This window comes from Streptomyces sp. NBC_01515, from assembly GCF_045040345.1.
Lineage (GTDB): Bacteria > Actinomycetota > Actinomycetes > Streptomycetales > Streptomycetaceae > Streptomyces.
Genome location: NZ_CP109416.1, coordinates 5,304,497 through 5,327,683, shown reverse-complemented (window position 1 = coordinate 5,327,683; position 23,187 = coordinate 5,304,497). Strand labels below are relative to the sequence as shown.

The 23,187-nt window shown below is 70.9% G+C and carries 21 protein-coding genes; 11 read left to right on the top strand and 10 right to left on the bottom strand.

The genetic code is table 11. The annotated features are described in order from the left end of the window. Positions 1-59: 59 nt before the first annotated feature. Complete coding sequence (locus OG407_RS23670) at positions 60-551, bottom strand: inorganic diphosphatase (RefSeq protein WP_019070224.1); 492 nt, start codon at positions 549-551, stop codon at positions 60-62. Between the two features lie 124 nt (positions 552-675). On the opposite strand from OG407_RS23670, the gene dacB reads away from it, so the two are divergent. From dacB to folE, 6 genes are all read left to right on the top strand, one after another. Further along, positions 676-2,325, top strand: a complete 1,650-nt coding sequence (gene dacB / locus OG407_RS23665) for a D-alanyl-D-alanine carboxypeptidase/D-alanyl-D-alanine-endopeptidase (protein WP_405868557.1) — start codon at positions 676-678, stop codon at positions 2,323-2,325. Positions 2,326-2,514: 189 nt separating this feature from the next. Continuing rightward, positions 2,515-3,636 carry a zinc-dependent metalloprotease gene (locus tag OG407_RS23660; protein ID WP_359613970.1) on the top strand — a complete coding sequence of 374 codons (1,122 nt, stop codon included), beginning with the start codon at positions 2,515-2,517 and terminating at the stop codon, positions 3,634-3,636. Positions 3,637-3,829: 193 nt separating this feature from the next. Further along, a complete protein-coding gene (tilS, locus tag OG407_RS23655) occupies positions 3,830-4,870 on the top strand; it encodes a tRNA lysidine(34) synthetase TilS (protein ID WP_405860929.1) in 1,041 nt (346 codons plus the stop codon). Between the two features lie 65 nt (positions 4,871-4,935). Further along, the gene (hpt, locus tag OG407_RS23650; RefSeq protein WP_019064278.1) at positions 4,936-5,496 is read left to right on the top strand and encodes a hypoxanthine phosphoribosyltransferase; all 561 of its coding nucleotides are present in this window, start codon (positions 4,936-4,938) and stop codon (positions 5,494-5,496) included. A gap of 186 nt (positions 5,497-5,682) precedes the next feature. Further along, the gene (gene ftsH / locus OG407_RS23645; protein ID WP_405860926.1) at positions 5,683-7,716 is read left to right on the top strand and encodes an ATP-dependent zinc metalloprotease FtsH; all 2,034 of its coding nucleotides are present in this window, start codon (positions 5,683-5,685) and stop codon (positions 7,714-7,716) included. Between the two features lie 133 nt (positions 7,717-7,849). After that, positions 7,850-8,455, top strand: a complete 606-nt coding sequence (folE, locus tag OG407_RS23640; protein WP_318017968.1) for a GTP cyclohydrolase I FolE — start codon at positions 7,850-7,852, stop codon at positions 8,453-8,455. 117 nt (positions 8,456-8,572) lie between these two features. On the opposite strand, the gene OG407_RS23635 is transcribed toward folE, so the two are convergent. From OG407_RS23635 to OG407_RS23610, 6 genes are all read right to left on the bottom strand, one after another. Further along, the gene (locus OG407_RS23635) at positions 8,573-9,061 is read right to left on the bottom strand and encodes a DUF3180 domain-containing protein (protein WP_405860925.1); all 489 of its coding nucleotides are present in this window, start codon (positions 9,059-9,061) and stop codon (positions 8,573-8,575) included. Positions 9,062-9,120: 59 nt separating this feature from the next. Continuing rightward, positions 9,121-9,732: a 2-amino-4-hydroxy-6-hydroxymethyldihydropteridine diphosphokinase gene (gene folK / locus OG407_RS23630; protein WP_365302116.1), complete on the bottom strand. Its 612-nt coding sequence runs from the start codon at positions 9,730-9,732 to the stop codon at positions 9,121-9,123. Next, positions 9,729-10,088, bottom strand: coding sequence for a dihydroneopterin aldolase (folB, locus tag OG407_RS23625; RefSeq protein WP_033286136.1), 360 nt, complete (start codon positions 10,086-10,088; stop codon positions 9,729-9,731). The genes folK and folB overlap by 4 nt, the downstream gene beginning before the upstream one ends. A gap of 246 nt (positions 10,089-10,334) precedes the next feature. Continuing rightward, positions 10,335-10,838, bottom strand: a complete 504-nt coding sequence (locus tag OG407_RS23620; protein WP_266860398.1) for a nuclear transport factor 2 family protein — start codon at positions 10,836-10,838, stop codon at positions 10,335-10,337. Next, positions 10,835-11,743, bottom strand: coding sequence for a dihydropteroate synthase (folP, locus tag OG407_RS23615; protein WP_405860922.1), 909 nt, complete (start codon positions 11,741-11,743; stop codon positions 10,835-10,837). The genes OG407_RS23620 and folP overlap by 4 nt, the downstream gene beginning before the upstream one ends. 570 nt (positions 11,744-12,313) lie before the next feature. Continuing rightward, positions 12,314-14,149, bottom strand: coding sequence for a phosphatidylglycerol lysyltransferase domain-containing protein (locus OG407_RS23610; protein WP_405860920.1), 1,836 nt, complete (start codon positions 14,147-14,149; stop codon positions 12,314-12,316). A gap of 200 nt (positions 14,150-14,349) precedes the next feature. Between OG407_RS23610 and OG407_RS23605 the strand changes: the two genes are divergently transcribed. Then, complete coding sequence (locus OG407_RS23605; RefSeq protein ID WP_405860918.1) at positions 14,350-15,486, top strand: alpha/beta hydrolase; 1,137 nt, start codon at positions 14,350-14,352, stop codon at positions 15,484-15,486. An 88-nt stretch (positions 15,487-15,574) separates the two neighbouring features. Next, positions 15,575-16,969, top strand: coding sequence for a hypothetical protein (locus tag OG407_RS23600; RefSeq protein ID WP_405860916.1), 1,395 nt, complete (start codon positions 15,575-15,577; stop codon positions 16,967-16,969). A gap of 7 nt (positions 16,970-16,976) precedes the next feature. Here the strand turns inward: OG407_RS23600 and OG407_RS23595 are convergent, their stop codons facing one another. Together OG407_RS23595 and OG407_RS23590 are read right to left on the bottom strand one after the other, a co-directional pair. After that, the gene (locus tag OG407_RS23595) at positions 16,977-18,332 is read right to left on the bottom strand and encodes a PH domain-containing protein (protein WP_405860914.1); all 1,356 of its coding nucleotides are present in this window, start codon (positions 18,330-18,332) and stop codon (positions 16,977-16,979) included. After that, positions 18,329-18,829, bottom strand: a complete 501-nt coding sequence (locus OG407_RS23590; RefSeq protein ID WP_405860912.1) for a PH domain-containing protein — start codon at positions 18,827-18,829, stop codon at positions 18,329-18,331. Before OG407_RS23590 ends, OG407_RS23595 begins: the two co-directional genes overlap by 4 nt. A 31-nt stretch (positions 18,830-18,860) precedes the next feature. Here OG407_RS23590 and OG407_RS23585 point away from each other — a divergent pair, with 31 nt between their 5' ends. Further along, positions 18,861-20,012, top strand: coding sequence for an NADH-quinone oxidoreductase subunit D (locus OG407_RS23585; protein ID WP_405860910.1), 1,152 nt, complete (start codon positions 18,861-18,863; stop codon positions 20,010-20,012). Between the two features lie 26 nt (positions 20,013-20,038). Here the strand turns inward: OG407_RS23585 and OG407_RS23580 are convergent, their stop codons facing one another. Beyond that, entirely contained in the window at positions 20,039-21,070 is a 1,032-nt protein-coding gene (locus OG407_RS23580) for an SAM-dependent methyltransferase (protein WP_405860908.1), read from the bottom strand. Between the two features lie 118 nt (positions 21,071-21,188). On the opposite strand from OG407_RS23580, the gene OG407_RS23575 reads away from it, so the two are divergent. Beyond that, a complete protein-coding gene (locus OG407_RS23575) occupies positions 21,189-22,394 on the top strand; it encodes a sensor histidine kinase (protein ID WP_328680501.1) in 1,206 nt (401 codons plus the stop codon). A 98-nt stretch (positions 22,395-22,492) separates the two neighbouring features. Then, entirely contained in the window at positions 22,493-23,164 is a 672-nt protein-coding gene (locus OG407_RS23570) for a response regulator transcription factor (RefSeq protein WP_026151569.1), read from the top strand. Positions 23,165-23,187 lie beyond the last annotated feature (23 nt).

Genomic DNA, 23,187 nt, shown 5'->3' with positions numbered 1-23,187 from the left:
CACAGACATGGAAACGGGCCGCACGCGTGTGCGTGCGGCCCGTCAGTGCGCCGGGGGGCTCAGTGGCCGCCCTGCTCCTTGAGTCGCTTGTACGAGCGCTCGATCTCCGCCTCGGCGTCCGTACGGCCCACCCAGTTGGCGCCCTCGACCGACTTGCCGGGCTCCAGGTCCTTGTAGACCTCGAAGAAGTGCTGGATCTCCAGGCGGTCGAACTCCGACACGTGGTGGATGTCACGCAGGTGCTCCACGCGCGGGTCGGACGCCGGGACGCACAGCAGCTTGTCGTCGCCGCCGGCCTCGTCGGTCATCCGGAACATGCCGATCGCGCGGCACTTGATGAGGCAGCCGGGGAAAGTCGGCTCCTCCAGGATGACCAGCGCGTCGAGCGGGTCGCCGTCCTCGCCGAGAGTGTTCTCGACGAAGCCGTAGTCGGCCGGGTAACTGGTCGAGGTGAAGAGTCGACGGTCCAGGCGGATCCGACCGGTCTCGTGGTCCACCTCGTACTTGTTCCGCGAACCCTTCGGGATCTCGATCGTGACGTCGAACTCCACCGGTGGCTCCTCCATGATCAGCACATGTTTCTGGTGGTTAAGTGTCCCTCACGCAGGTGTGTGATCGCGAAAGGGGCTGGTGGTCGTGCCGGAGCTGAGGCCTTGGCAGGCCGCGAGACCGCAGATGGCGCGGGTCGCGCGAGCCGTCCGGCCCCGTCTCAAGCGGGCCGCGCAATCCGTGAAACCGCAGGTCACACGGGTCACGCAAGCCGTGAAGCCTCAGTTCACGCGGCTCACCGAAGCCGCGAGACCACAGGCCACGCGGCTCACCGAAGCCGTGAAACCGAAGGTCGCCCGGCTCGTCGGATCCGTGTCACCTCAGGTCGCGAAGTTGCCACGGCCGAACAGGACCTGGCAGTTCACCGCCGTCGCCGCCACCGCCGGAATGGCGCTGGCCGCGGGTGTGGTGACCGCCGCCGGTCCCTGGGACTCCTCGGGTCAGCGTACGGCCGAGCGGGACTACGCAGCCGCACAGGAACAGTCAGGTGGCGTAGATCACGGACGTAGTTCCGATACGTCCGCCAAGGCACCCCGACCCGCCCCCAGCGCCGCGTCCGTCCTCGTCGGCCTCGGCGGCGCCGCCAGCACCGTGAAGTCGGCCCCGACCGGCACGGCCCTCGCGGACGTCCTCACGCCCCTCCTGGGCAACTCGGCGCTCGGCACCCGCCACACGGCCGCCGTGGTCGACGTCTCCACCGGAAAGCGCCTCTACGGAGTCGGCGCCGACGACGCGTTGACCCCGGCCTCGACGACGAAGATCGCCACCGCGACGGCCGCCCTCTCCGCGATGGGCGCCGACCACCGCCTCACCACCCGCGCCGCCCTGGAGCCCGACACCAAGGAACTCGTCCTGGTCGGCGGCGGCGACCCGACGCTGACCGCGCACAAGGACGCCGAGGGCTGGGCCAGCCTGCGCACCCTGGCCGACAGGACGGCGGTGGCCCTGAAGAAGCGCGGCGTGAGCGAGGTGACGCTGTCGTACGACAAGACCCTGTACTCCGGTGCCGAACTCCACCCGATCGGGGTCAACGAGAACCTCGCCCCGGTCAGCGCCCTGATGGCCGACGAGGGGCGTACGGACGACTCGTCCAGCGGGCCGGTGCGGCGGGTGAAGGACCCGGCGGCGGACGCGGCCGAGAAATTCGCGGGCTTCCTGAAGAAGCACGGCATTACGACGACGTCCCCGGGGCCCTCCAAGGCGACGGGTCGCGCCGCCACCCTCGCCACGGTCTCCTCGCCCCCGCTTTCCGACATCGTCGAGCGGATGCTGACCAACAGCGACAACGACATCGCGGAGGCCCTGGCCCGCCAGACCGCCGTCGCGACGGGCGGGCGGGCCGACTTCGACGGCGGCGCCGCCGCGATCCGGGCCCAGCTGACGAAGCTCCAACTCCCGGTCAAGGGCGCCGTGTTCAACGACGGCAGCGGCCTCAACCGCGACGACCGCCTCACCGCCGACCTCCTGACCGCCCTCCTGGTCAAGGCAGGTTCCCCGGCCCACCCCGAACTCCGCCCGGTCCTCACCGGCCTCCCCGTCGCCGCCTTCACCGGCACCCTGACGACCCGCTACACGGACGCCACGGGAGCGGCGGGGGTGGTGCGCGCCAAGACGGGCACCCTGACGGGCGTCAACACCCTCGCGGGAACGGTCGTGGACAAGGACGGCCAACTCCTCGCCTTCGCCTTCATGGCCTCCAACACCGTGAACACCCTGGAGGCCCAGGCAGCCCTGGACCACACGGCCACGGCACTGGCGGCCTGCGGCTGCAGTTAGACCAGGGCCTGCGGCCGCAGCTGGTCGACGGCCTGCGCTCGGCGGACAGCCGCTACCGCTGTGGGCAGGCGTTCCGCAAGGCGGAACGGGTGGGCACAGCCATCAACACCGGGTGCCCTCGCAACCGACGTCCACCTGACCGACCGTCGCGGCCTGCCCCAAGTGGGAGCGACCACGTACGGTTGACGCATGACGAGCATCGGTGGTGCCGAGATGGTCGACTGGAATCTCGCGGTGGCGACCGCGACCCGACTTGTGCGGCCGGGCCCCGAGGTGAGCCGTGACGAGGCCCGGGCCGTCGTCGCGGAGCTGCGCCGGCATGCGAAGGCCTCGGAGCAACATGTCCGGGGGTTCACCCGGATGGGCACGGACGACATCCACGACACCCCGATCCTGGTCGTCGACCGCCCCGGCTGGGTGCGGGCGAACGTCGCCGGGTTCCGGGAGGTCCTCAAGCCGCTGCTCGACAAGATGCAGGAGCGGCGCGGCAACACCCCCGGGGGCGCCGTTTTCGGCGCGGTCGGCGGCAAGGTGACCGGCGTCGAGCTGGGCATGCTGCTGTCGTTCCTGTCCTCGCGCGTGCTCGGCCAGTACGAGACGTTCGCCCCGGCGTCCCGCGAGCTGCCGGCGGGGGCGAAGGGCGGGCGGCTGCTGCTGGTTGCGCCGAACATCGTGCACGTGGAGCGCGAACTCGACGTACAGCCCCACGACTTCCGCCTGTGGGTGTGCCTGCACGAGGAGACGCACCGCACGCAGTTCACGGCCGTGCCCTGGCTGCGGGACCACCTGGAGGGCGAGATCCAGTCGTTCTTGGGGGAGACCGAGGTCGACCCCATGACGGTCCTGGAGCGCATCCGGGAGGCCGCCCAGTCGTTGGCGGGCGGGCGGCCCGAGGGCGAGGAGGACGACGAGGGCCGGTCCCTCGTGGAGATCGTGCAGACGCCCGCGCAGCGGGAGATCCTCGGCCGGCTCACCGCCGTGATGTCCCTCCTGGAGGGGCACGCCGACTTCGTGATGGACGGCGTCGGTCCGGACGTGGTGCCGAGCGTCGCGGAGATCCGCGAGAAGTTCCAGCAGCGCCGCGCCAAGGGCGCCTCCCGGCTGGACTCGGCGCTGCGCAAGCTGCTCGGCCTCGACGCCAAGCTGCGGCAGTACCGGGACGGCGAGCGGTTCGTACGCGCGGTCGTCGAACAGGTGGGCATGGACGGCTTCAACCGGGTGTGGACCTCGCCGAACACGTTGCCCACGAAGACGGAGATCGCCAAACCGGCGGACTGGGTCGCGCGGGTGCACCGCAAGGCCGAGTCGTGAACCGGTCGCGGATGTGGTGAAACGGATTCGGCCGACGGCAGGCGAACGCCCCCGCAATCACCCGTCCGAGGGACCGTGAGCGATGGGTAGGCGTGCGATGCTCGGGGAACGCCCCGGTTCTGTCACCATCTACACACTCTGAGTGACCGAACCTCGGGCCAACCCCCCGAAAACTTCATGAAGGGAACCGGACATGGGTCCCCATCCTGCGGTCGCGGCGATACGCCTGGCGGTCCGCCGCGTCCTCCACGACATCCTCACCGACCACGAGGCACTGCAGACCGCCGGCGCCTCCCGGCACACCTCGCACGAGCGCCCGCCCTCGCCGCTCGTGCTCGTCGCATGCTCCGGCGGCGCCGATTCCATGGCCCTCGCCTCCGCCCTCGCCTTCGAAGCCCCCAAGCTGGGCATCAGGGCCGGCGGCATCACCGTCGACCACGGCCTCCAGGCCGGCTCCGACCTGCGCGCCGACGAGGTCGTCCTGCGCCTGCGCGAACTGGGCCTGGACCCCGTGGAAGCCACTTCCGTGACCGTGGGCCGCGAGGGCGGCCCCGAGGCAGCCGCCCGGGACGCCCGCTACGCAGCCCTCGACGACTGCGCCGCACGACACGGCGCCGCCGCCGTCCTGCTCGGCCACACGCGCGACGACCAGGCGGAAACCGTCCTGCTGGGCCTCGCCCGCGGCTCCGGCATCCGCTCCCTGTCGGGGATGGCCGCGGTCTCGGGGGCCGACGGCCGTTACCGCCGCCCCTTCCTGCAGCTCGACCGGCAGACCGCCCGCAAGGCCTGCATGGTCCAGTCGCTGCCCGTCTGGGACGACCCGCACAACGCCGACCCCGCGTACACGCGTTCCCGTCTGCGCCACGAAGGCCTGCCGGCCCTGGAGAAGGCGCTCGGCAAAGGGGTCGTGGAAGCGCTCGCCCGTACGGCGCAGCTCTCCCGGGACGACGCCGACGCCCTCGACACCTGGGCCAGCCAGGCCGAGGCCTCCGTAAGGGACGCCACCGGCCTCCTGGAGTGCGCCAAGCTCTACGCCCTGCCGCCCGCCGTACGCCGTCGCATCCTGCGCCGGGCCGCCATCCAGTCCGGCGCCCCGGCCGGTTCGCTGTTCGCCCGTCACATCGAGGAAGTCGACCGCCTGATCACCGGCTGGCGCGGCCAGGGAGCCATCAATCTCCCGGGCAAGGTCGTCGCCCGTCGCCAGGGTGGCAGACTGGTGATTCGGCAAGGCTGAATCGACACCCCCTCCGGGCCTCCGGGGGAGGGGCCAGGTAGTAGCCGGTTGGACGACCGAAAGTGATGCGGGTGGACGCGAAAGACATGGGTGACGACCTCCAGTCGGTGCTCATCACCAAGGAAGAGATCGACGCGAAGCTCGTGGAGCTCGCCGCGAAGATCGACGCGGAGTACGCGGGCAAGGATCTGCTGATCGTCGGCGTCCTCAAGGGCGCGGTGATGGTCATGGCGGACCTCGCCCGGGCGCTGTCCACCCCCGTCACCATGGACTGGATGGCCGTGTCGTCGTACGGCGCGGGCACCCAGTCCTCCGGTGTCGTGCGGATCCTCAAGGACCTCGACACCGACATCAAGGGCAAGCACGTCCTCATCGTCGAGGACATCATCGACTCGGGTCTGACCCTGTCCTGGCTGATCTCCAACCTCGGCTCGCGTGAGCCCGACTCGTTGAAGATCTGCACCCTGCTCCGCAAGCCGGAGGCGGCCAAGGTCGCCATCGACGTGGAGTGGGTCGGCTTCGACATCCCGAACGAGTTCGTCGTCGGCTACGGCCTCGACTATGCCGAGAAGTACCGCAACCTGCCGTTCGTCGGTACGCTCGCGCCGCACGTCTACGGCGGCTAGAGCCACTCGGCCCAAGCCCCGTAAGACGATCGGGAACCCCAGCGGGCCTCGCGCCGTTGGAGCATGCAGACGCGTCTCCCAGCCGTCCCGTGCGACTTCGTGCAACATGGCTGGGGTACGGTCAGAAGAACTGTCTTTATCAAACTCACTATGGCAGGAGGGACGGAGCGTTCTCGCTCCGTATGGATGGACGTGAAGCGATACTTCCGTGGGCCGGTCATGTGGATCGTGCTGGCCGTCCTTGCCGTGGTCGTGTTGATGCAGGTCGTCGGCTCGTCCGGCGGCTACAAGGCGGTGGACACCGGCCAGGTCGTCCAGGCGATCAATGACAACAAGGTCGAGTCGGCCAAGATCACCACCGGTGACGAGCAGACCATCAAGGTCACGCTCAAGGACGGCGCAAAGGTCGAGGGCAGCTCCAAGATCCAGGCGAGCTACATCGGCGACCAAGGCGTGGACCTCGCGGCCACGCTGCAGACCAAGTACCAGGACAAGCAGATTCCGGACGGCTACACGGTGTCGCCGACGAAGCAGAACGCTTTCGTCGGGATCCTGTTGTCGCTGCTCCCCTTCGTCCTCATCGTGGTCGTCTTCCTGTTCCTGATGAACCAGATGCAGGGCGGCGGCTCCCGAGTCATGAACTTCGGGAAGTCCAAGGCCAAGCTCATCACCAAGGACACCCCGAAGACGACGTTCGCGGACGTCGCGGGCTCCGACGAGGCCGTCGAGGAACTGCACGAGATCAAGGAGTTCCTCCAGGAGCCGGCGAAGTTCCAGGCCGTCGGCGCCAAGATCCCCAAGGGCGTACTCCTGTACGGCCCCCCCGGCACCGGCAAGACCCTGCTGGCGCGCGCCGTCGCGGGCGAGGCCGGGGTGCCCTTCTACTCGATCTCCGGTTCCGACTTCGTCGAGATGTTCGTCGGTGTCGGTGCCTCCCGAGTCCGTGACCTGTTCGAGCAGGCCAAGGCGAACGCTCCGGCGATCGTCTTCGTCGACGAGATCGACGCGGTCGGCCGCCATCGCGGCGCCGGCCTCGGCGGTGGTCACGACGAGCGCGAGCAGACGCTGAACCAGCTGCTCGTCGAGATGGACGGCTTCGACGTCAAGGGCGGCGTGATCCTCATCGCCGCGACGAACCGGCCCGACATCCTCGACCCGGCCCTCCTGCGCCCCGGCCGCTTCGACCGCCAGATCGCGGTCGACCGCCCGGACATGCAGGGCCGTCTGGAGATCCTCAAGGTTCACCAGAAGGGCAAGCCGATCGCACCGGACGTCGACCTGTCGGCCGTCGCGCGTCGCACGCCGGGCTTCACCGGCGCGGACCTGAGCAACGTCCTCAACGAGGCCGCCCTGCTCACCGCCCGAGGCAACCGCAAGCTGATCGACAACTTCATGCTGGACGAGGCGATCGACCGTGTGGTCGCGGGCCCGCAGAAGCGGACCCGGATCATGTCGGAGAAGGAGAAGAAGATCACGGCGTACCACGAGGGCGGACACGCCCTGGTCGCGGCGGCTTCCCCGAACTCCGACCCGGTGCACAAGATCACGATCCTCTCCCGAGGCCGTGCACTGGGCTACACGATGGTCCTGCCGGAAGAGGACAAGTACTCGACCACGCGCAACGAGATGCTCGACCAGCTGGCCTACATGCTGGGCGGTCGCGCGGCCGAGGAACTGGTCTTCCACGACCCGACCACGGGTGCCGCGAACGACATCGAGAAGGCCACCGCCACGGCCCGCGCGATGGTCACGCAGTACGGCATGACCGAGCGCCTCGGCGCGATCAAGTTCGGCGGCGACAACACCGAGCCCTTCCTGGGCCGGGAGATGTCGCACCCGCGCGACTACTCGGAAGAGGTCGCCGCGCTCGTCGACGAAGAGGTCAAGAAGCTCATCGAGAACGCGCACAACGAGGCCTGGGAGATCCTGGTCGAGAACCGTGACGTGCTCGACGCGCTCGTGCTCCAGCTGCTGGAGAAGGAGACGCTGAACAAGGAGCAGATCGCCGAGGTCTTCACTCCGATCATCCGGCGTCCGGCCCGTCCCTCCTGGACCGGCTCCTCCCGCCGTACGCCGTCCACCCGCCCGCCGGTGCTCTCCCCCAAGGAGCTGTCACTGACGAACGGGACGAACGGCGCGGGTCCCGCGATCACCGCCGGTGCGACCACCGAGTCCTCTCCCACGCTGGAGAAGGCCCCGGAGGACCGCCCCGAGAACTGACGCGAGTCTCACACGGCTCGAAATGGAAGCCGCGCCCCCCTGGATTTAGCCTGGGGGGCGCGGCTTTTCCATTTGCCCGCAACTGAGGCGTGTGTCCGCACACGCGCGACCCGCACAGGAACGAGGCACCGACATGACCGACCCCGTGACGCTCGACGGCGAGGGAGCGATCGGCGTCTTCGACGAGAAGCGCGCCGAGAACGCCGTACGCGAACTGCTGATCGCGGTCGGCGAGGACCCGGACCGTGAGGGGCTCAGGGAGACGCCGGCGCGGGTGGCGCGGGCGTACAAGGAGATATTCGCGGGGTTGTGGCAGAAGCCGGAGGATGTGCTGACGACGACGTTCGACCTGGGGCACGACGAGATGGTCCTGGTGAAGGACATCGAGGTCCTGAGCAACTGTGAGCACCATCTGGTGCCGTTCGTGGGTGTCGCCCATGTCGGCTACATCCCGTCCGCCGACGGGAAGATCACCGGGTTGTCGAAGCTGGCTCGGCTGGTGGACGTCTACGCTCGGCGGCCGCAGGTGCAGGAGCGGCTCACGACGCAGGTCGCGGACTCGCTGATGGAGATCCTGGAGCCGCGGGGGGTCATCGTCGTCGTCGAGTGTGAGCACATGTGCATGTCGATGCGGGGGGTGCGGAAGCCTGGCGCCAAGACCATCACGTCTGCGGTGCGGGGGCAGTTGCGGGATCCGGCTACGCGTAACGAGGCGATGAGCCTCATCATGGCGCGCTGAGGGGGACCGTCGGTCGGGTGCGGCTTCGTCGTGGCTGGTCGCGCCCACGCGGCGGAGCCGCATAGAGACACAGCCCCGCGCCCCTTTCGGGGCGCTCAAGCGACCGGCGCTATCCCATCAGGTGACCGGGGTTGCCCCTGCCGCGTTGTTGTCGTCGTCCTCCGGGAGCTTGCAGACGCGCTCCAGGAAGATCGCCGCCGCTATGACCGCGATGCCCGCCAGGACCGAGAAGCCGGCGTAGATGGCCTGGTCGCGGCGGGCGGGGATGTCCAGGGACTCCAGGAGGTAGGCGCCCGTGCCGCCGTACATGCCGGCGACGAGGGCGGCCACCAGGGCGCTGGCCTGGCCGAAGACGACCGCGCGGGCGGCCATCAGGGGGTCGACGCCCTTGGCGCCGGCGCGGCGCTCGCGCTGGGCCTTGAGGCGGGCGCGCAGGGAGAGCGCCGTGGCCAGCAGGACCACGGCGATCACGGCGAGGACGATGGGCGCGGCCAGCGGGACGCTCGGCAGGGTCCCCACCGCGCTCCACAGCCGGGCCCCCGCCCAGGACAGCACTCCGGCGATCACGAACACGCCGGCCAGTACCCTGATCCGCAGCTCTCTCACGGTGTCCCTTCAGCTCCCCGTGCCCTGTCCGGGCGTTGTGGTCGTCTCGACCTTAACGACTACTCGGGCAGCCGGAGTTCCAGGTCCTTGCGGGGCGCGACACCGTCACGCGTGACGGTGTCGAGGAGAATGGCGACCGGGCCGCGGCCGGGCAACTGCGCCTCGGGCTCCACGTCGTGCCACGGCGCGAGCACGAAGGCCCGCTCGTGGGCGCGCGGGTGGGGGAGCGTCAGGACCGGGTCGTCCGAGACGACGTCGGCGTACGCGACGATGTCGACGTCGATCGTGCGCGCGCCCCAGCGCTCCTCGCGGACCCGGTGGAAGGCCTCCTCGACCGCGTGCGCCCGCTCCAGCAGGGAGGACGGGGGCAGGGTGGTCTTGAGGACGACGACCGCGTTGAAGTACGACGGCTGGCTGCCGGGCTCGACGCCCCACGGCTCCGTCTCGTAGACCGGCGACACGGCCTTGATGCGGACGCCGGGGGTGTCCTCCAGGGCGTCGATGGCGCCCTGGAGGGTCTCCAGGCGGTTGCCCAGGTTCGCGCCGATGGAGATCACGGCGCGCCTCGGGTTGCTGAGGGTGGTGTCGGCGGCGTCCACCTGCTGCACCACGGAGGCGGGCACCGGCTGGACGGTCGGGTCGCTGTGACCCTCGGTGAACGAGAAGGTCATACTCGGCTCCGGGTGATGGTGACGGTCACGTCGTCGAAGGGGACGGTGATCGGGGCGTCCGGCTTGTGGACGCGGACCTCGACCTCCTCGACCCCTTCGTGCTTCAGGCAGGTCTGCGCGATGCGCTCGGCGAGGGTCTCGATGAGGTTGACGGGCTCGCCCTGGACGACGGCCACGACCTCCTCGGCCACGATCCCGTAGTGCACGGTCTTCGCCAGGTCGTCGTCGGCGGCGGCCGGCCGGGTGTCCAGGCCCAGGACGAGGTCCACGATGAAGGTCTGGCCCTCCTCGCGCTCCTTGGGGAACACGCCGTGGTGCCCGCGGGCCTTCAGGCCGCTCAGCGCGACACGATCCACGCGAATCACTCCTGCAATCGTCGGTGGTGGCCGGTTCGTACCGTGTGCGGGCGGTACCCCGGCCTCGAACGAATCTACCTGCGGGCACTGACAACGCCCGGCCGCGAGGGCGTGGGCGCCGCCCGGGGTCAGAGGATTCATGGAGTGTTTCCCCTGGGGAACCCGGTGGCTCATGGGTCGGTAGCCGCCCCTACCCCGGGGTTCGTGATTCCAACCACTTCTTGGTCCTGATGGGCGCCTACCCACTCAGGTGGGGGTGTCCTCGCTGTCGTCCTCGTCGTTTTCGGCCAGAACGGGGGACGCGTGGTGCGACCAGAGCTTCCAGCCCTCGGGGGTGCGCCGGAACACGTTCGTGGCGACCACGAGCTGGCCGACCAGCGGGCCCAGTTCGTCGCTGTCGTCGGGGGAGGGGCCGCCGCTGAGGATGTTCTCCGTGCAGGTGACCAGCGCGGTGTCGCCGGTCACCGAGACGTGCACGTCGGTGAGGAAGAACTGGATGTACTCGGTGTTCGCCATGATCAGCGCGTACGACCGCAGGACCTCGCCGCGGCCGGTCAGCACCGGCCAGCCCGGGTGCACGCAGGAGATCACGCCGCTGTCCGCCGGGTCGTGGTACTCCTCGTCGACGCCGAGGTCGGCCGGCGTGAGCCAGAGCGCGGACAGCTCGTCGAAGTCACCGCGCTCCAGCGTCTCGTAGAACGCGGTGTTGGCGAGTTCCACCTGCTCGACGTCGGTGTGCGGGGCGGTCACAGGGCTCCCTCGGAGCTGGTGTGCGAAGCCGCCCGGGCGGCCGGGGCGCGCGCTCCCTCGACGGCGCGTGCGACGCGTACGGCGTCGGCCGTGGCGCGGACCTCGTGGACGCGCACCGCCCACGCGCCGGCGTGCGCCGCGAGCGCGGAGACGGCGGCCGTGGCGGCGTCGCGCTCGCGCGCGGGCGGGGGTGCGCCCGCGGGGCCTGCGAGGACGCGGCCGAGGAACCGTTTGCGGGAGGCGGCGACCAGGAGGGGGTGGCCGAGGGCGAGCAGGCGGTCGAGGTGGGCGAGGAGGACGAGGTCGTGCTCGGCGTCCTTGGAGAAGCCGAGGCCCGGGTCGACGACGACCCGGTCGGGGGCGACACCGCCGGCCAGAACGGCCTCCACGCGTGCGTGCAGTTCGTCTACGACCTCGGTGACGACGTCGTCGTAGACCCCCCTGACGTTGCCGCCCTCCAGGAAGCCGCGCCAGTGCATGACGACGAAGGGGGCGCCCGAGGCGGCGACGACCGGGATCATCGCGGGGTCGGCGAGGCCGCCGCTGACGTCGTTGACGAGGGCGGCGCCTGCTGCGAGGGCGCGCTCGGCGACGGAGGCGCGCATGGTGTCGACGGAGACGGTGACGCCTTCGGAGGCGAGGCCGCGCACTACGGGGATGACGCGCTTGAGTTCCTCGGCCTCGTCGACGCGGGAGGCGCCGGGGCGGGTGGACTCACCGCCGACGTCCACCAGGTCGGCGCCCTCGGTGACCAGGTCGAGGCCGCGCTTCACGGCCGCCGTGGTGTCGAAGAAGCGGCCGCCGTCGGAGAAGGAGTCAGGGGTGACGTTCACCACCCCCATGACCGCGCACCGGTCCCACTCCGGAAGGCCCGTGACGCGCCCGCGCCCGCTCTGCTTGCTCATACGTTCAGCGTAGGCCCAGGAGGAGGGGGCACGGCCCTGCGGGCCGGGTGGAGGCGGGCTGGTCCGGTGGGGGAGGGGGACTTCGGGGTGGGGCGGGGTGTGGGGTGTTGCGGTTGAGGGGCGCGCGGGGGGCTGTCGGTGGGGTCCTCGCCCGTGGGCCGGCTTCGCGGTGGTGGGGGTGGTGCGCGGCTGCGCCGTATTGGCTCGCGGTCTTGGAGTGTCTGGTGGCGGACGCCTGCCCTGCAGCGGTCGCTCGCGGCCTTCGGCGGACCGGACCGCGCTCCGGAGGGCGGTCTGCTCCGCGGCGGGAGGGGCGCGATAGCCGGTGAGTGGGGCGTTCGGCTGTGGATCGTTCGCTGGCGGCCCGTCTTGGCGGTGCTGGCCTGCGGCCTTGGAGGGTCTGTCGGCGGCCGTCGGCCCGTGGCTCTCGGCGGACCGGAGCGTGCCTGTCGCCGTAGGGCTCCGTGGTCCGTGTGGAGGCCTACGGGGCGGTCGGGCGGAAACCCTTGGCCCGGCCCGAGCGGTGTCCCCAGCCGGAGCTGAGGGGCCCGCTCGGGCCGCGCCTGTGGGTCAGGCCGCGCGTACATCCCGTTCCGCCAGCCCGTGGGTGCAGGCCGGGGCCGCGACTGTGCGGCGGCGGAGGAAGCGCGGGAGGGGGAGGGCCAGGTTGACGAAGCCTTCCGCCTGCATCGCGGCGAAGCCGATGCGGGGGAGGTCGCCGGAGGCGCGGTAGACGACGAAGCGGGGTTCCCAGCGGGGCTGGAACTTCGCGTTGAACTTGTACAGGGACTCGATCTGGAACCAGCGGGACAGGAAGACCAGGAGTCCGCGCCAGGCGCGCAGCACCGGGCCCGCGCCGATCTTCTCGCCCCGCGCGAGTGCCGCGCGGAACATGGCGAAGTTGAGCGACACGCGCGTGATGCCGAGCTTCGGTGCCGCCTGGAGGGAGGCCACGATCAGCAGTTCGTTCATCCCCGGGTCCGCCGCGCGGTCGCGGCGCATCAGGTCCAGCGACATGCCGTCCGTGCCCCAGGGCACGAAGTGCAGGATCGCCTTCAAGTCGCCGTACTCGCCCGGCTGTTCGTCCGTCTTGTGGGCGGTGGCGATGAAGCAGTCACCGTCCTCAGGGTCGCCGATACGGCCGAGCGCCATGGAGAAGCCGCGCTCGGTGTCGGTGCCCCGCCATGCCTCCGCGGCGAGCCGGATCCGCTCCAACTCGCCCTCGCCGAGGTCACGTACACGCCGTACCCGGGTTTCGTAGCCGGCCCGCTCGATGCGCTTCACCATTTGGCGTACGTTGCGCATCGCGCGCCCGGCGAGCGAGAAATCCGCCACGTCGACCACCGCCTCGTCGCCCAGTTCGAGGGCGTCGAGACCGGTCTCGCGGGTCCACACCTCGCCGCCCGTCTCCGAGCAGCCCATGACGGCGGGCGTCCAGGAGTGGGCCTTCGCCTCGTCCATGAAGCGCTCGATGGCGCCCGGCCAGGCCTCCACGTCGCCGATGGGGTCACCACTGGCGAGCATCACTCCGGAGACGACGCGGTACGTCACCGCCGCCTTGCCGCTGGGCGAGAACACGACGGCCTTGTCGCGGCGGAGCGCGAAGTGACCGAGCGAGTCGCGCCGGCCGTGCTTCTCCAGGAGGGCGCGCAGATGCGTCTCGTCCTCCGGGGTGAGCTGTGCGGCCGGGTGCTCGGGCCGGAACGCGAGGTAGATCGTCGTCACGGCGGTGAGCAGCCCCAGGGCGCCGAGTGAGAAGGCGACCGTCCAGGAGGTGCTGCCCTCGTAGTCGACCGGGCCCTCGAAGCCGAACAGGCCGTACAGGACGTGCGTAATCCGATCGGCCAGGCTCGGGTCGCCGACCATGCGCTTGGAGTGGACGCTGACGATGACCAGTCCGAGGACGAGGGAACCGGCGCCCATGAGCACGAAGTTGGCGAGCGCGCGCCACCTGCTGCGCGGGTCGGGCAGCGCCCGGAACTCGTCCCGGTGCAGCAGCAGCGGCGCGAGCAGCGCCGCCGAGATGACGACTCCTATGAGGGAGTGCCGGTACGCGAACTGCGCCACCGCGCCCGCCGGAAGCAGCGCGACGGCGGCCCGCCAGGCCCGGCGCTTGCGCCGCCTGAGCCCGTGCGCGAGGAGCAGCAGCAGCACGCCGGCACTGAGCGAGAGCGCCGCCGCGAAGGGACCGAGCGCACCCGGCAGCACCTCCGCCATGGTGTGCATACGGCTGTGCCGGAAGCGCGGGAACACCCCCGCGGCGATGTCCAGCAGGCCGACGAGGGCGCAAGCCCTGGCGACGAGCGTGGGAACGACCTCGGGGCGCGGACCTCGGACTATGCGCCGGACCCGACCTGTTCGGCTCGGAACCCCACCCGACAATTCCCCATCTATCCTGACAGACATCGCATCCCGTAGTTCTGCGAGAGACCTTGGATCCGGGCCCGATTCGGGCATCCGGCGACATTGCGCCCTCTAGGACGGTGTCTAGAGGAAGGAGGTTCCTTCCTTACCGAAAAGCCGGTTCAAAGGCAGAGGAAAGCCCGGGGCAAGCGTTCGCGAAACTTGCGTGCGCCATGGGCGGAAAGCGCAGGCGGGGACAGCTGATGGGACTCACGAGCAGGAAAGTGCTGGTACTGGCGGTCGTCTGCGCCGTGCTGCTGTTCATCGGCACAGTATGGCTGTGGCCCCGCCTGGCCAGACGCAACTGGCGGGCCGTCAGCGGACGCGTGGGCCTGCTGCTGGCAACGCAGTTGGTGGTTTTCGTCTCCGTCGGCCTCGGCGCCAACCAGGCCTTCGGGTTCTACGCCAGCTGGGCCGACCTGTTCGGCAAGGAGACCGACCAGGGAGTGGTCGTCGACAACTCGGCGCTCCAAGGCAAGGGCGGACCGGTCCAAGTGGTCGAGACCCGGCGGGTGGACGCACCGGGCGGCTCCTCGCGGCCACAGAGTGTGGGCCAGGTGCAGCGGGTCGACATAGTCGGCCGTACGACCCACATCGCCACCCCTGCGTACGTGTACCTGCCGCCGGAGTACTTCCAGCCGCAGTACCGCACGCGCTCGTTCCCGGCGACGGTCGTCCTCACGGGGTACCCGGGCACCGCCCAGGCGCTCGTCGACAAGCTGAACTACCCGCGCACGGCCCTGCAGTTGGCCAGGGCGGGCCGGATGCGGCCGATGATCCTGGTGATGATGCGGCCCACGGTGGCGCCGCCGCGCGACACGGAGTGCGTGGACGTCCCGGGCGGGCCGCAGACCGAGTCGTTCTTCGCCAAGGACCTCCCCGACGCTGTGGCGGCCCACTACAGGGTGGGCAAAAAGCCCGGGAGCTGGGGCATCATGGGCGATTCCACGGGCGGTTACTGCGCCCTGAAGCTCGCCATGCACCACCCCGGGGTGTACGCCGCAGGGGTCGGCCTGTCGCCGTACTACAAGGCGCCGAGCGACCCCACCACGGGCGACCTCTTCCAGGGGAACAGCACGCTGCGGAACGAGGCGAACCTGTCGTGGTACCTCAAGCACCGGCCAGCGCCCGCCACCTCACTGCTCGTCACCAGCAGCAGGATCGGGGAACACAACTACAAAGAGACCCTGAAATTCATCGACCAGGTGAGGGCCAAGAACTCCACCCGTATCGCGTCGATCATCCTGGACAGCGGCGGCCACAACTTCAACACCTGGCGACGGGAGATCCCGCCGGCCCTCCAGTGGATCAGCGGGCGGCTCACCGACTGGTGGAAGTGACCGCTGAATCCGTGCGAGGGAATAGGGGTGGCTGTGTTTTTACCGCGCGGGGCACCATGATTCGCCTACGCGCGGTAAGTTTCTGGCCATGCCACGTGGACGTCACCGCCATTCCCCGCCGTTGCACCGGTTGTTGCCCCCCTCGGCGATCGCAGGCGTGTCGCTCGTCTGTGCCTTCGGGCCCTGGGTCTTCTCGCAGCCGGCGGCGCTCCGCATAGTCGCGGCGATCGCCGCCGCGACCGCGCTCGTCGGTGCGGCGTTCATGCGCCGCTGGGACACACAGGCGGGCAAGCAGGTGGCCGACCTGATACGCGCGCGTACGAGCGACGAGTGGCGCTACGAGGAGCGGCTCGCCGAGCTTGAGTCCGACCTCGACGAGTCGCGCGAACTCCGCGTCAAGCTGGAGCACAAGCTGCGCGCCAAGCGCACCGAGCTGGCGGGCCTGCGCAACGAACACGCGGCCCTGCTGCGCCGGTACGCCACGGCCGAGACCGAGCGAGCGAGCGCCCTGGAGGGCCGCCGCCTGCTGGAGATAGAGGCCGCGGAACCCGCGCGCGCGTTGCCACCGGTTCCGGCGGACGGCGACGACGACGCCTCGGCGGACATGGACGCGAACGCGGACCTGGAGCTCCAGGACGACGACGTCGAGACGGACGACACCGAGGCTGTGGCTGCTTCGGCCGACTCCGAGGACGAGACGGACGCCGAGGGCGAGACCGACGTCGACGCCGAAGGTGACTCCGAGGACGAGGAGTCGGAGGCGGCCGAGGTCGTCGCGGCCTCCGAGGCCGTCGCGGAGAAGCCCGCGGAGCCCACGGTGTTCTCCCCGGAGGGGTCCAAGCTGTTCCTGCGCGCCAAGGCGGCGCTGGTCCGGCTCGACGACGACAACGAGACGCCGGCGCCCGCGCCGAAGGACTCCGCGACGAGCGACCCCGCACCGAAGGACTTCGCTCCGAAGGGCCTCGCGCCGAAGGACGACGACTCCGCGCGGCCCGAGCCCGCCCCGGTGCGGGCCGACAGCGGTGGCACCGAGTCGGAGGCCGCGCAGGAGGACGAGGCGGAGGGGAAGCCCGAGGCGGTCGACGGGCATGAGCACGCGGCCGCCGTCCCCCCGGCCGCGAAGCCCGCACAGCCCGCCCAACTCGCCCCGTCCGCGAAGCCGTCCGGGCACTTCACCGTGCCGACCGCGGTGGCGGTCGTACCGGCGTCTCCCGTACGGCGTCCGATGATCGAGGGGGGCTTCGACTTCTTCGGCATGCAGAAGGGCACGACGTCCGCCGCGATGGACGCCGTACAGAACCAGGATCTCGCCGACGTCGTGGGCGAGGAGGCCATCGCCGTGCACAAGGCTGAGGCGGAGGCGCAGTTCAAGCCGGCCGACGAGCGGTCGCGCGATGTCGGCGCCGGCCAGGTCATCGACCTGACGGCCCACGACGAGACCGAGCAGATCAACCTCCACGGGCTGCGCAGCGCCGCCTCCTGACCGACCCTCAGGCCATCCAGCGGTCCGGGCGCGCGTCCCTGCGGCCCGTCCGTGACCGCTCGGCCTGGCCGCGGAGCAGCTCCGCGGCCTCCTCCGCGCCCCGCAGACGCGCTGTGACGGTCTTGTTGGCCCCCGTGTCCACGTGCACCTCGGCGAGCCCCCAGAGGCGCTCCCAGGGCCCCTGGCTCAGCCGTACGCTCTGCACCTTCGCGTGCGGCACCAGCGCCAGGCTCCGGCGGAGCAGGCCGTGCCGGGACGCGAAGACCGTGTCGGTGACCGCGATGCCGTAGCCGCGCCACCACAACGGCATGCACCTGCCCGCCTGTCGCGGCGGGCGGGACAGTGCCTCACGGGGCGGCACGGTCACGCCGGGCAGCACGCGCGCGACGACGGCCTCGGCGATCTCGCGCGGGGCGACCGGCACCAGCACGGAGTTGGACGACCCGGCCACGTCCAGCTCGACCCGCACCCAGCCGCGCCGCCGCCACAGCAGCGGCTCCACGATCCGCACGGTCTGCACCCGCCCCGGAGGCACCGTCTCGTGCGTGCGGTCCAGCAGTCCGTGGTCGATGCGCAGCCCGTCCGGGGACTCGCCCACCGTCCAGTCGTACTCGCCGACGAACCGCCCCACGCTGCTCGCGCCCGCCGCGCCCAGCAGCGGCAGCGCGGTCGCGAGGACCGTCCACACGCTCTGGGTGGCGAACCACAGGAGCGGCGGTACGACGAGTGCGGCGGCCAGCGATCCCCAGGTGGCGCCGGTCAGCACCAGGGACACCGCGAGGACCCCGGCCGGCACGTGCAGCAGCTGCCGCGCGGGCGCCTCGCCGACCTCGTGCGCGGTCTCGGGCGCGAACCCGGCCGCCCGCGCGAGGAGTTCGGCCCGCAGCGCCCGCGCCTCGCCCTCGCCCAGGAAGGCGAGTTCGTCCTTCTTGTCGGCCCCTACGACGTCCAGCTTCAGCTTGGCGACGCCCGCCACGCGCGCGAGGAGGGGCTGTGTCACGTCGACGGCCTGGATGCGCTCCAGCCGGATGTGTGCGGTGCGCCGGAACAACAGCCCTGTACGGATGCGCAGTTCGGTGTCGGTCACCGCGAAGTGCGTGAACCACCAGGTCAGGAAGCCGTACAGACCGGCGGCCGGCACGATCACGGCCAGCCCGATCAGGAGGGTGATGGTGGTCAGCCTCGTCAGCTGTTCCTGCGCCTGGTTGGGGTCGTGCACCGCCCACCCGATGATGACGGCGACCGGCGCCCACGCCCGGCGCAACGGCGTCACCGGATGCAACCGCCGCTCCACGACCGGCACTTGCTCCCGTACGGCCTCGGTGGCCCCGGGTGCGTCCTTGTCGGCGCCCGGCGTCGTCACAGCCCCGCCGATCGGGCCTCGCCCAGCTCGGTGAGCCGGTCGCGCAGCCGCTCGGCCTCGGCCGGGACCAGCCCCGGGATGGTCGCGTCGGTCGCCGCGGCCGCCGTGTGCAACTGCACGCTGGCCAGCCCGAAGTGCCGCTCCACGGGCCCCGAGGTCACCTCCACGAGCTGCATCCGCCCGTAGGGCACGATCGTCTCGTGGTGCCACAGCACGCCCCTGCTGATCAGCAGGTCGTCGGCGCGCTCGGCGTACTTCCAGGAGCGCCAGTTGCGGCCCAGGAGTACCCAGCCCCACGCCATCAGGGCGAGCGGCAGCAGCGCGAACGCCGCCCAGCCGGAGCCGACGAACAGCCCCAGCGGCACCCCCAGGGCCACGGCCAGCAGCCCCAGCCACAACACCAGCAACAGCCGTCGCATCTTCAGCAGCCCCGGCGGCAGCCCGGTCCACACCGGCTCGCGCGCCGCGCCGTCCTGGGCGGCAGTCCCCGTTTCCATGCCGCAAGCGTACGTACGAGAGACTGTGCCCATGACTCCCACGACGGAGACCATGGTCGGGATCGGCGGCGCCGCGGAGAGCACCGACATGGTGCTCAACATCGGCCCCCAGCACCCCTCCACGCACGGTGTGCTGCGCCTGCGGCTCGTCCTGGACGGCGAGCGCATCCAGCAGGCGGAGCCGGTGATCGGCTATATGCACCGCGGCGCCGAGAAGCTCTTCGAAGCGCGCGACTACCGCCAGATCATCATGCTCGCCAACCGCCACGACTGGCTGTCGGCCTTCTCGAACGAACTCGGCGTCGTCCTCGCCGTGGAGCGCATGCTCGGCATGGAGGTCCCCCCGCGCGCGGTGTGGACGCGCACCCTGCTTGCCGAGCTGAACCGGGTGCTCAACCACCTGATGTTCCTGGGGTCGTACCCGCTCGAACTCGGCGGTATCACCCCGGTGTTCTACGCGTTCCGGGAACGCGAGGTGCTCCAGAACGTCATGGAGGAGGTCTCCGGCGGGCGCATGCACTACATGTTCAACCGCGTCGGCGGCCTCAAGGAGGACGTCCCCGCGGGCTGGACGGCACGCGCGCGTGAGGCCGTCGCCGCCGTGCGCTCCCGGATGGACCGCTTCGACGACCTGGTGCTCGGCAACGAGATCTTCCGGGGCCGCACGCGCGGAGTCGGCGAACTGTCGGCGGAGGCCGTGCACGCCTACGGAGTGAGCGGGCCCATCGCGCGCGCCTCGGGCGTCGACTTCGACCTGCGGCGCGACGAGCCGTACCTCGCGTACGGCGACCTCCAGGACACCTTGAAGGTCGTCACACGCCAGGAGGGCGACTGTCTCGCCCGCTTCGAGGTGCTCCTGGAGCAGACCCACAACGCGCTCGATCTCGCGGACGCCTGCCTCGACCGGCTCGCCGAACTGGAACCCGGCCCGATCAACCAGCGGCTCCCGAAGGTCCTGAAGGCGCCCGAGGGGCACACGTACGCGTGGACCGAGAACCCGCTCGGGATCAACGGTTACTACCTCGTCAGCAAGGGCGAGAAGACCCCGTACCGCCTGAAGCTGCGTTCGGCGTCGTACAACAACATCCAGGCGCTCGCGGTGCTGCTGCCGGGGACGCTGGTGGCGGACATGGTGGCGATCCTGGGGTCGTTGTTCTTCGTGGTCGGGGACATCGACAAGTAGCCGAAATCGGCTGCCAGCAGGGCGCGTTACGGCTCCTGCAGCGGGTCCGGAATTCCAACCGACTGCACGAGCCAGCCGAAGTCGCCGAGGCCGCCCGGTGCGGTGAGTTCGGCGGCTTCACCGGCGCCCGCGAGCGCCCGGACGTAGGCCACGGGGTCGGTGGAGGCCAGCGTGAGCGGGGGGCGTACGCCTGTGACGCCGAGGGCGCGCAGGCCGGCGCGTTGGGTGAGCAGGCGTGCGCCGGGGAGCGGGTCCGCCGCATTGGCCGCCGTCGCGCCCGCTTCCGCACAGGCGTCCAGGGCGACGTGCGCCGTGATGTCGCACGAGCCGTCCGGTACGGGTACCGTCTCGCGGCCCTCGCGGAAGCCGGTGAGGGTGCCGAACGGGGGGCGGGTGTCCCGGGTGTGCGCGTAGTCGACGGCGGTCGCCAGCCCCCGGTCGACGGTGGCGACGGCGGACGCCCAGGCCGTGTCCCTGGGGAGGCCGATCTCGGCTCGCAGCCCCTCCTCGGGCGTCTGGGGCCACCACCGGGCGAGCCACTCGGCCTCCGCGCCGGAGAGGGGTTCCCCGAGCCGCTCGGTGCCGTCCTCCCTCACGAGCACGAGCCGCGGTACGCCGGCGGGGTCGACCTCGGCCACCTCCACGGGGACGTTGTCCAGCCACTCGTTGGCGAACAGCAGCCCGGTGATCCCCTTCGGGGGCTCGGTCAGCCACTCGACGCGGGGATCGAGTCCTACGGGGCGGTCGGCGATCTCGACGGCGTACGCACGCACGCGTGCGGCCACTTCGGGCGGCAGCGCGGCGAGCATGCCGGTCACCAGTTCACCGCGGCCCGCGGCCAGGTCCACGAAGTCCAGCGCGGCCGGCTTGTCGAGGGCCTCGTCCACGCGGCACAGCAGCCGTGCCACGGCGCCCGCGAAGAGCGCCGACGCGTGCACGGACGTACGGAAGTGTCCGGCGGGTCCCTCGGGCCTGCGGTAGAAGCCCTCGGGTCCGTACAGGGCCTCCTCGGCCGCCGTCCGCCAGCCGCGCCACCGGCCCGTGGTGTCTTCCGTCACGTGGTCAGACTAAGTGCACAGGACAACGGGGCCTCCACCTTGGGGAGTACGCCGGACGTATACGGATCGATCCTCCGGTTGACCCCGGCACACTGCACGCATCCCTACGCTGGGTTACGTGCAGCGCCTCTACGACTTCCTCCGCAGACACCCGACATGGGTCGACACCTTCTGGGCTGTCTTCCTGCTGGGGCTGAGCGGCGTGAGCATCGCGAGTACCAGCTACGAGTCGGGCCGGCACGGGACGACCGCCGGGGCGATCGCGGCGTCCGCCGTCATGTGTGTGGCGATCGCGCTGCGCCGCCGCTGGCCGGAGAAGATGCTCGTCCTGGCCAGTGCGACGGGCCTCGCGCAACTGGTTCTCGACGTCGAGCCCGTGGTGGCCGACTTCGCCATGCTGGTGATCGTCTACACGGTCGCCGCGATCGGTGCCCGCTGGGCCTCCCGCTTCGCCCTGGCCGCCGGTCTGTCCGCGGCGACCCTGGCGCAGATCCGCTGGCCGCAGGAGCACACCAGTTCCGCCGGGCTGGTCGCGCTGGCGATCTTCCAGACGGTGCCGTTCGCGCTGGCCTGGGTGCTCGGCGACTCGATGCGCACCCGGCGCGCGTACTTCGCGCAGCTGGAGGAGCGCGCCGCCCGGCTGGAGAAGGAGCGCGAGGCGCAGGCGAAGGTCGCGGTCGCCGCCGAGCGCGCCCGGATCGCCCGCGAGCTGCACGACGTGGTCGCGCACAACGTGTCGGTGATGGTCGTCCAGGCGGACGGCGCCGCCTATGTCCTCGACTCCGCGCCGGACCAGGCGAAGAAGGCCCTGGAGACGATCTCCTCCACCGGCCGCCAGGCCCTCGCCGAGATGCGCCGCCTGCTGGGCGTGCTGCGCACCGGCGAGCACAAGGAGGCCGGCGAGTACGTGCCGCAGCCGGACGTCGAGCAGATCGACGACCTGGTCGAGCAGTGCCGTACGTCCGGACTGCCCGTCGACTTCAAGGTCGAGGGCACCCCGCGCCCGCTGCCCAGCGGCGTCGAGCTGACGGCGTACCGGATCGTCCAGGAGGCGCTCACCAACACCCGCAAGCACGGCGGCCCGAACACGGGCGCCAGTGTGCGGCTGGTCTACTTCGACGACGGCCTCGGGCTGCTCGTCGAGGACGACGGGAAGGGCGCCCCGCACGAGCTGTACGAGGAGGGCGGCGCCGACGGCCAGGGGCATGGTCTGATCGGTATGCGTGAGCGGGTGGGCATGGTCGGGGGCACGCTCGACGCGGGACCGCGGCCCGGCGGCGGCTTCCGTATCAGCGCGCTGCTGCCGCTGAAACCCGCGCACTGACCTGTCGTAGGCCGGGCAGTGACACCTGTAACGAATTGTTGAACGACCTGTTGAACCAATTGTTGAACGATCCTGTTGACGGAACGGAAGAGGACCCGATGGCGATCCGCGTGATGCTCGTCGACGACCAGGTGCTGCTGCGCACCGGGTTCCGGATGGTGCTCGCCGCCCAGCCGGACATGGAGGTCGTCGCCGAGGCGGGCGACGGCGTCGAGGCCCTTCAGGTGCTCGCCGCGACCGCGGTCGACGTGGTCCTGATGGACGTCCGAATGCCGAAGCTGGACGGGGTGGAGACCACCCGCCGCATCTGCCAGGGCGAGAACCCGCCGAAGGTGCTGATCCTGACCACCTTCGACCTCGACGAGTACGCCTTCTCCGGGCTGAAGGCCGGTGCCTCCGGCTTCATGCTCAAGGACGTGCCGCCCGGCGAACTCCTCACCGCGATCCGCTCGGTGCACAGCGGGGACGCCGTGGTGGCGCCCTCGACGACCCGCCGCCTCCTGGACCGCTTCGCCCCGATGCTGCCCGCCACCGGGAAGGAGCCCCAGCACAAGGAGCTGGAGCGCCTCACCGAGCGCGAGCGCGAGGTCATGATCCTCGTCGCCCAGGGCCTGTCCAACGGCGAGATCGCGGCCCGCCTGGTGCTGTCCGAGGCGACCGTGAAGACCCACGTCGGCCGCATCCTGACCAAGCTCGGCCTGCGGGACCGGGTGCAGGTCGTCGTCCTGGCGTACGAGACGGGGCTGGTGCGGGCGGGCGGGCACGGCTGACGCCCGATCACCCGGGGTGCGTC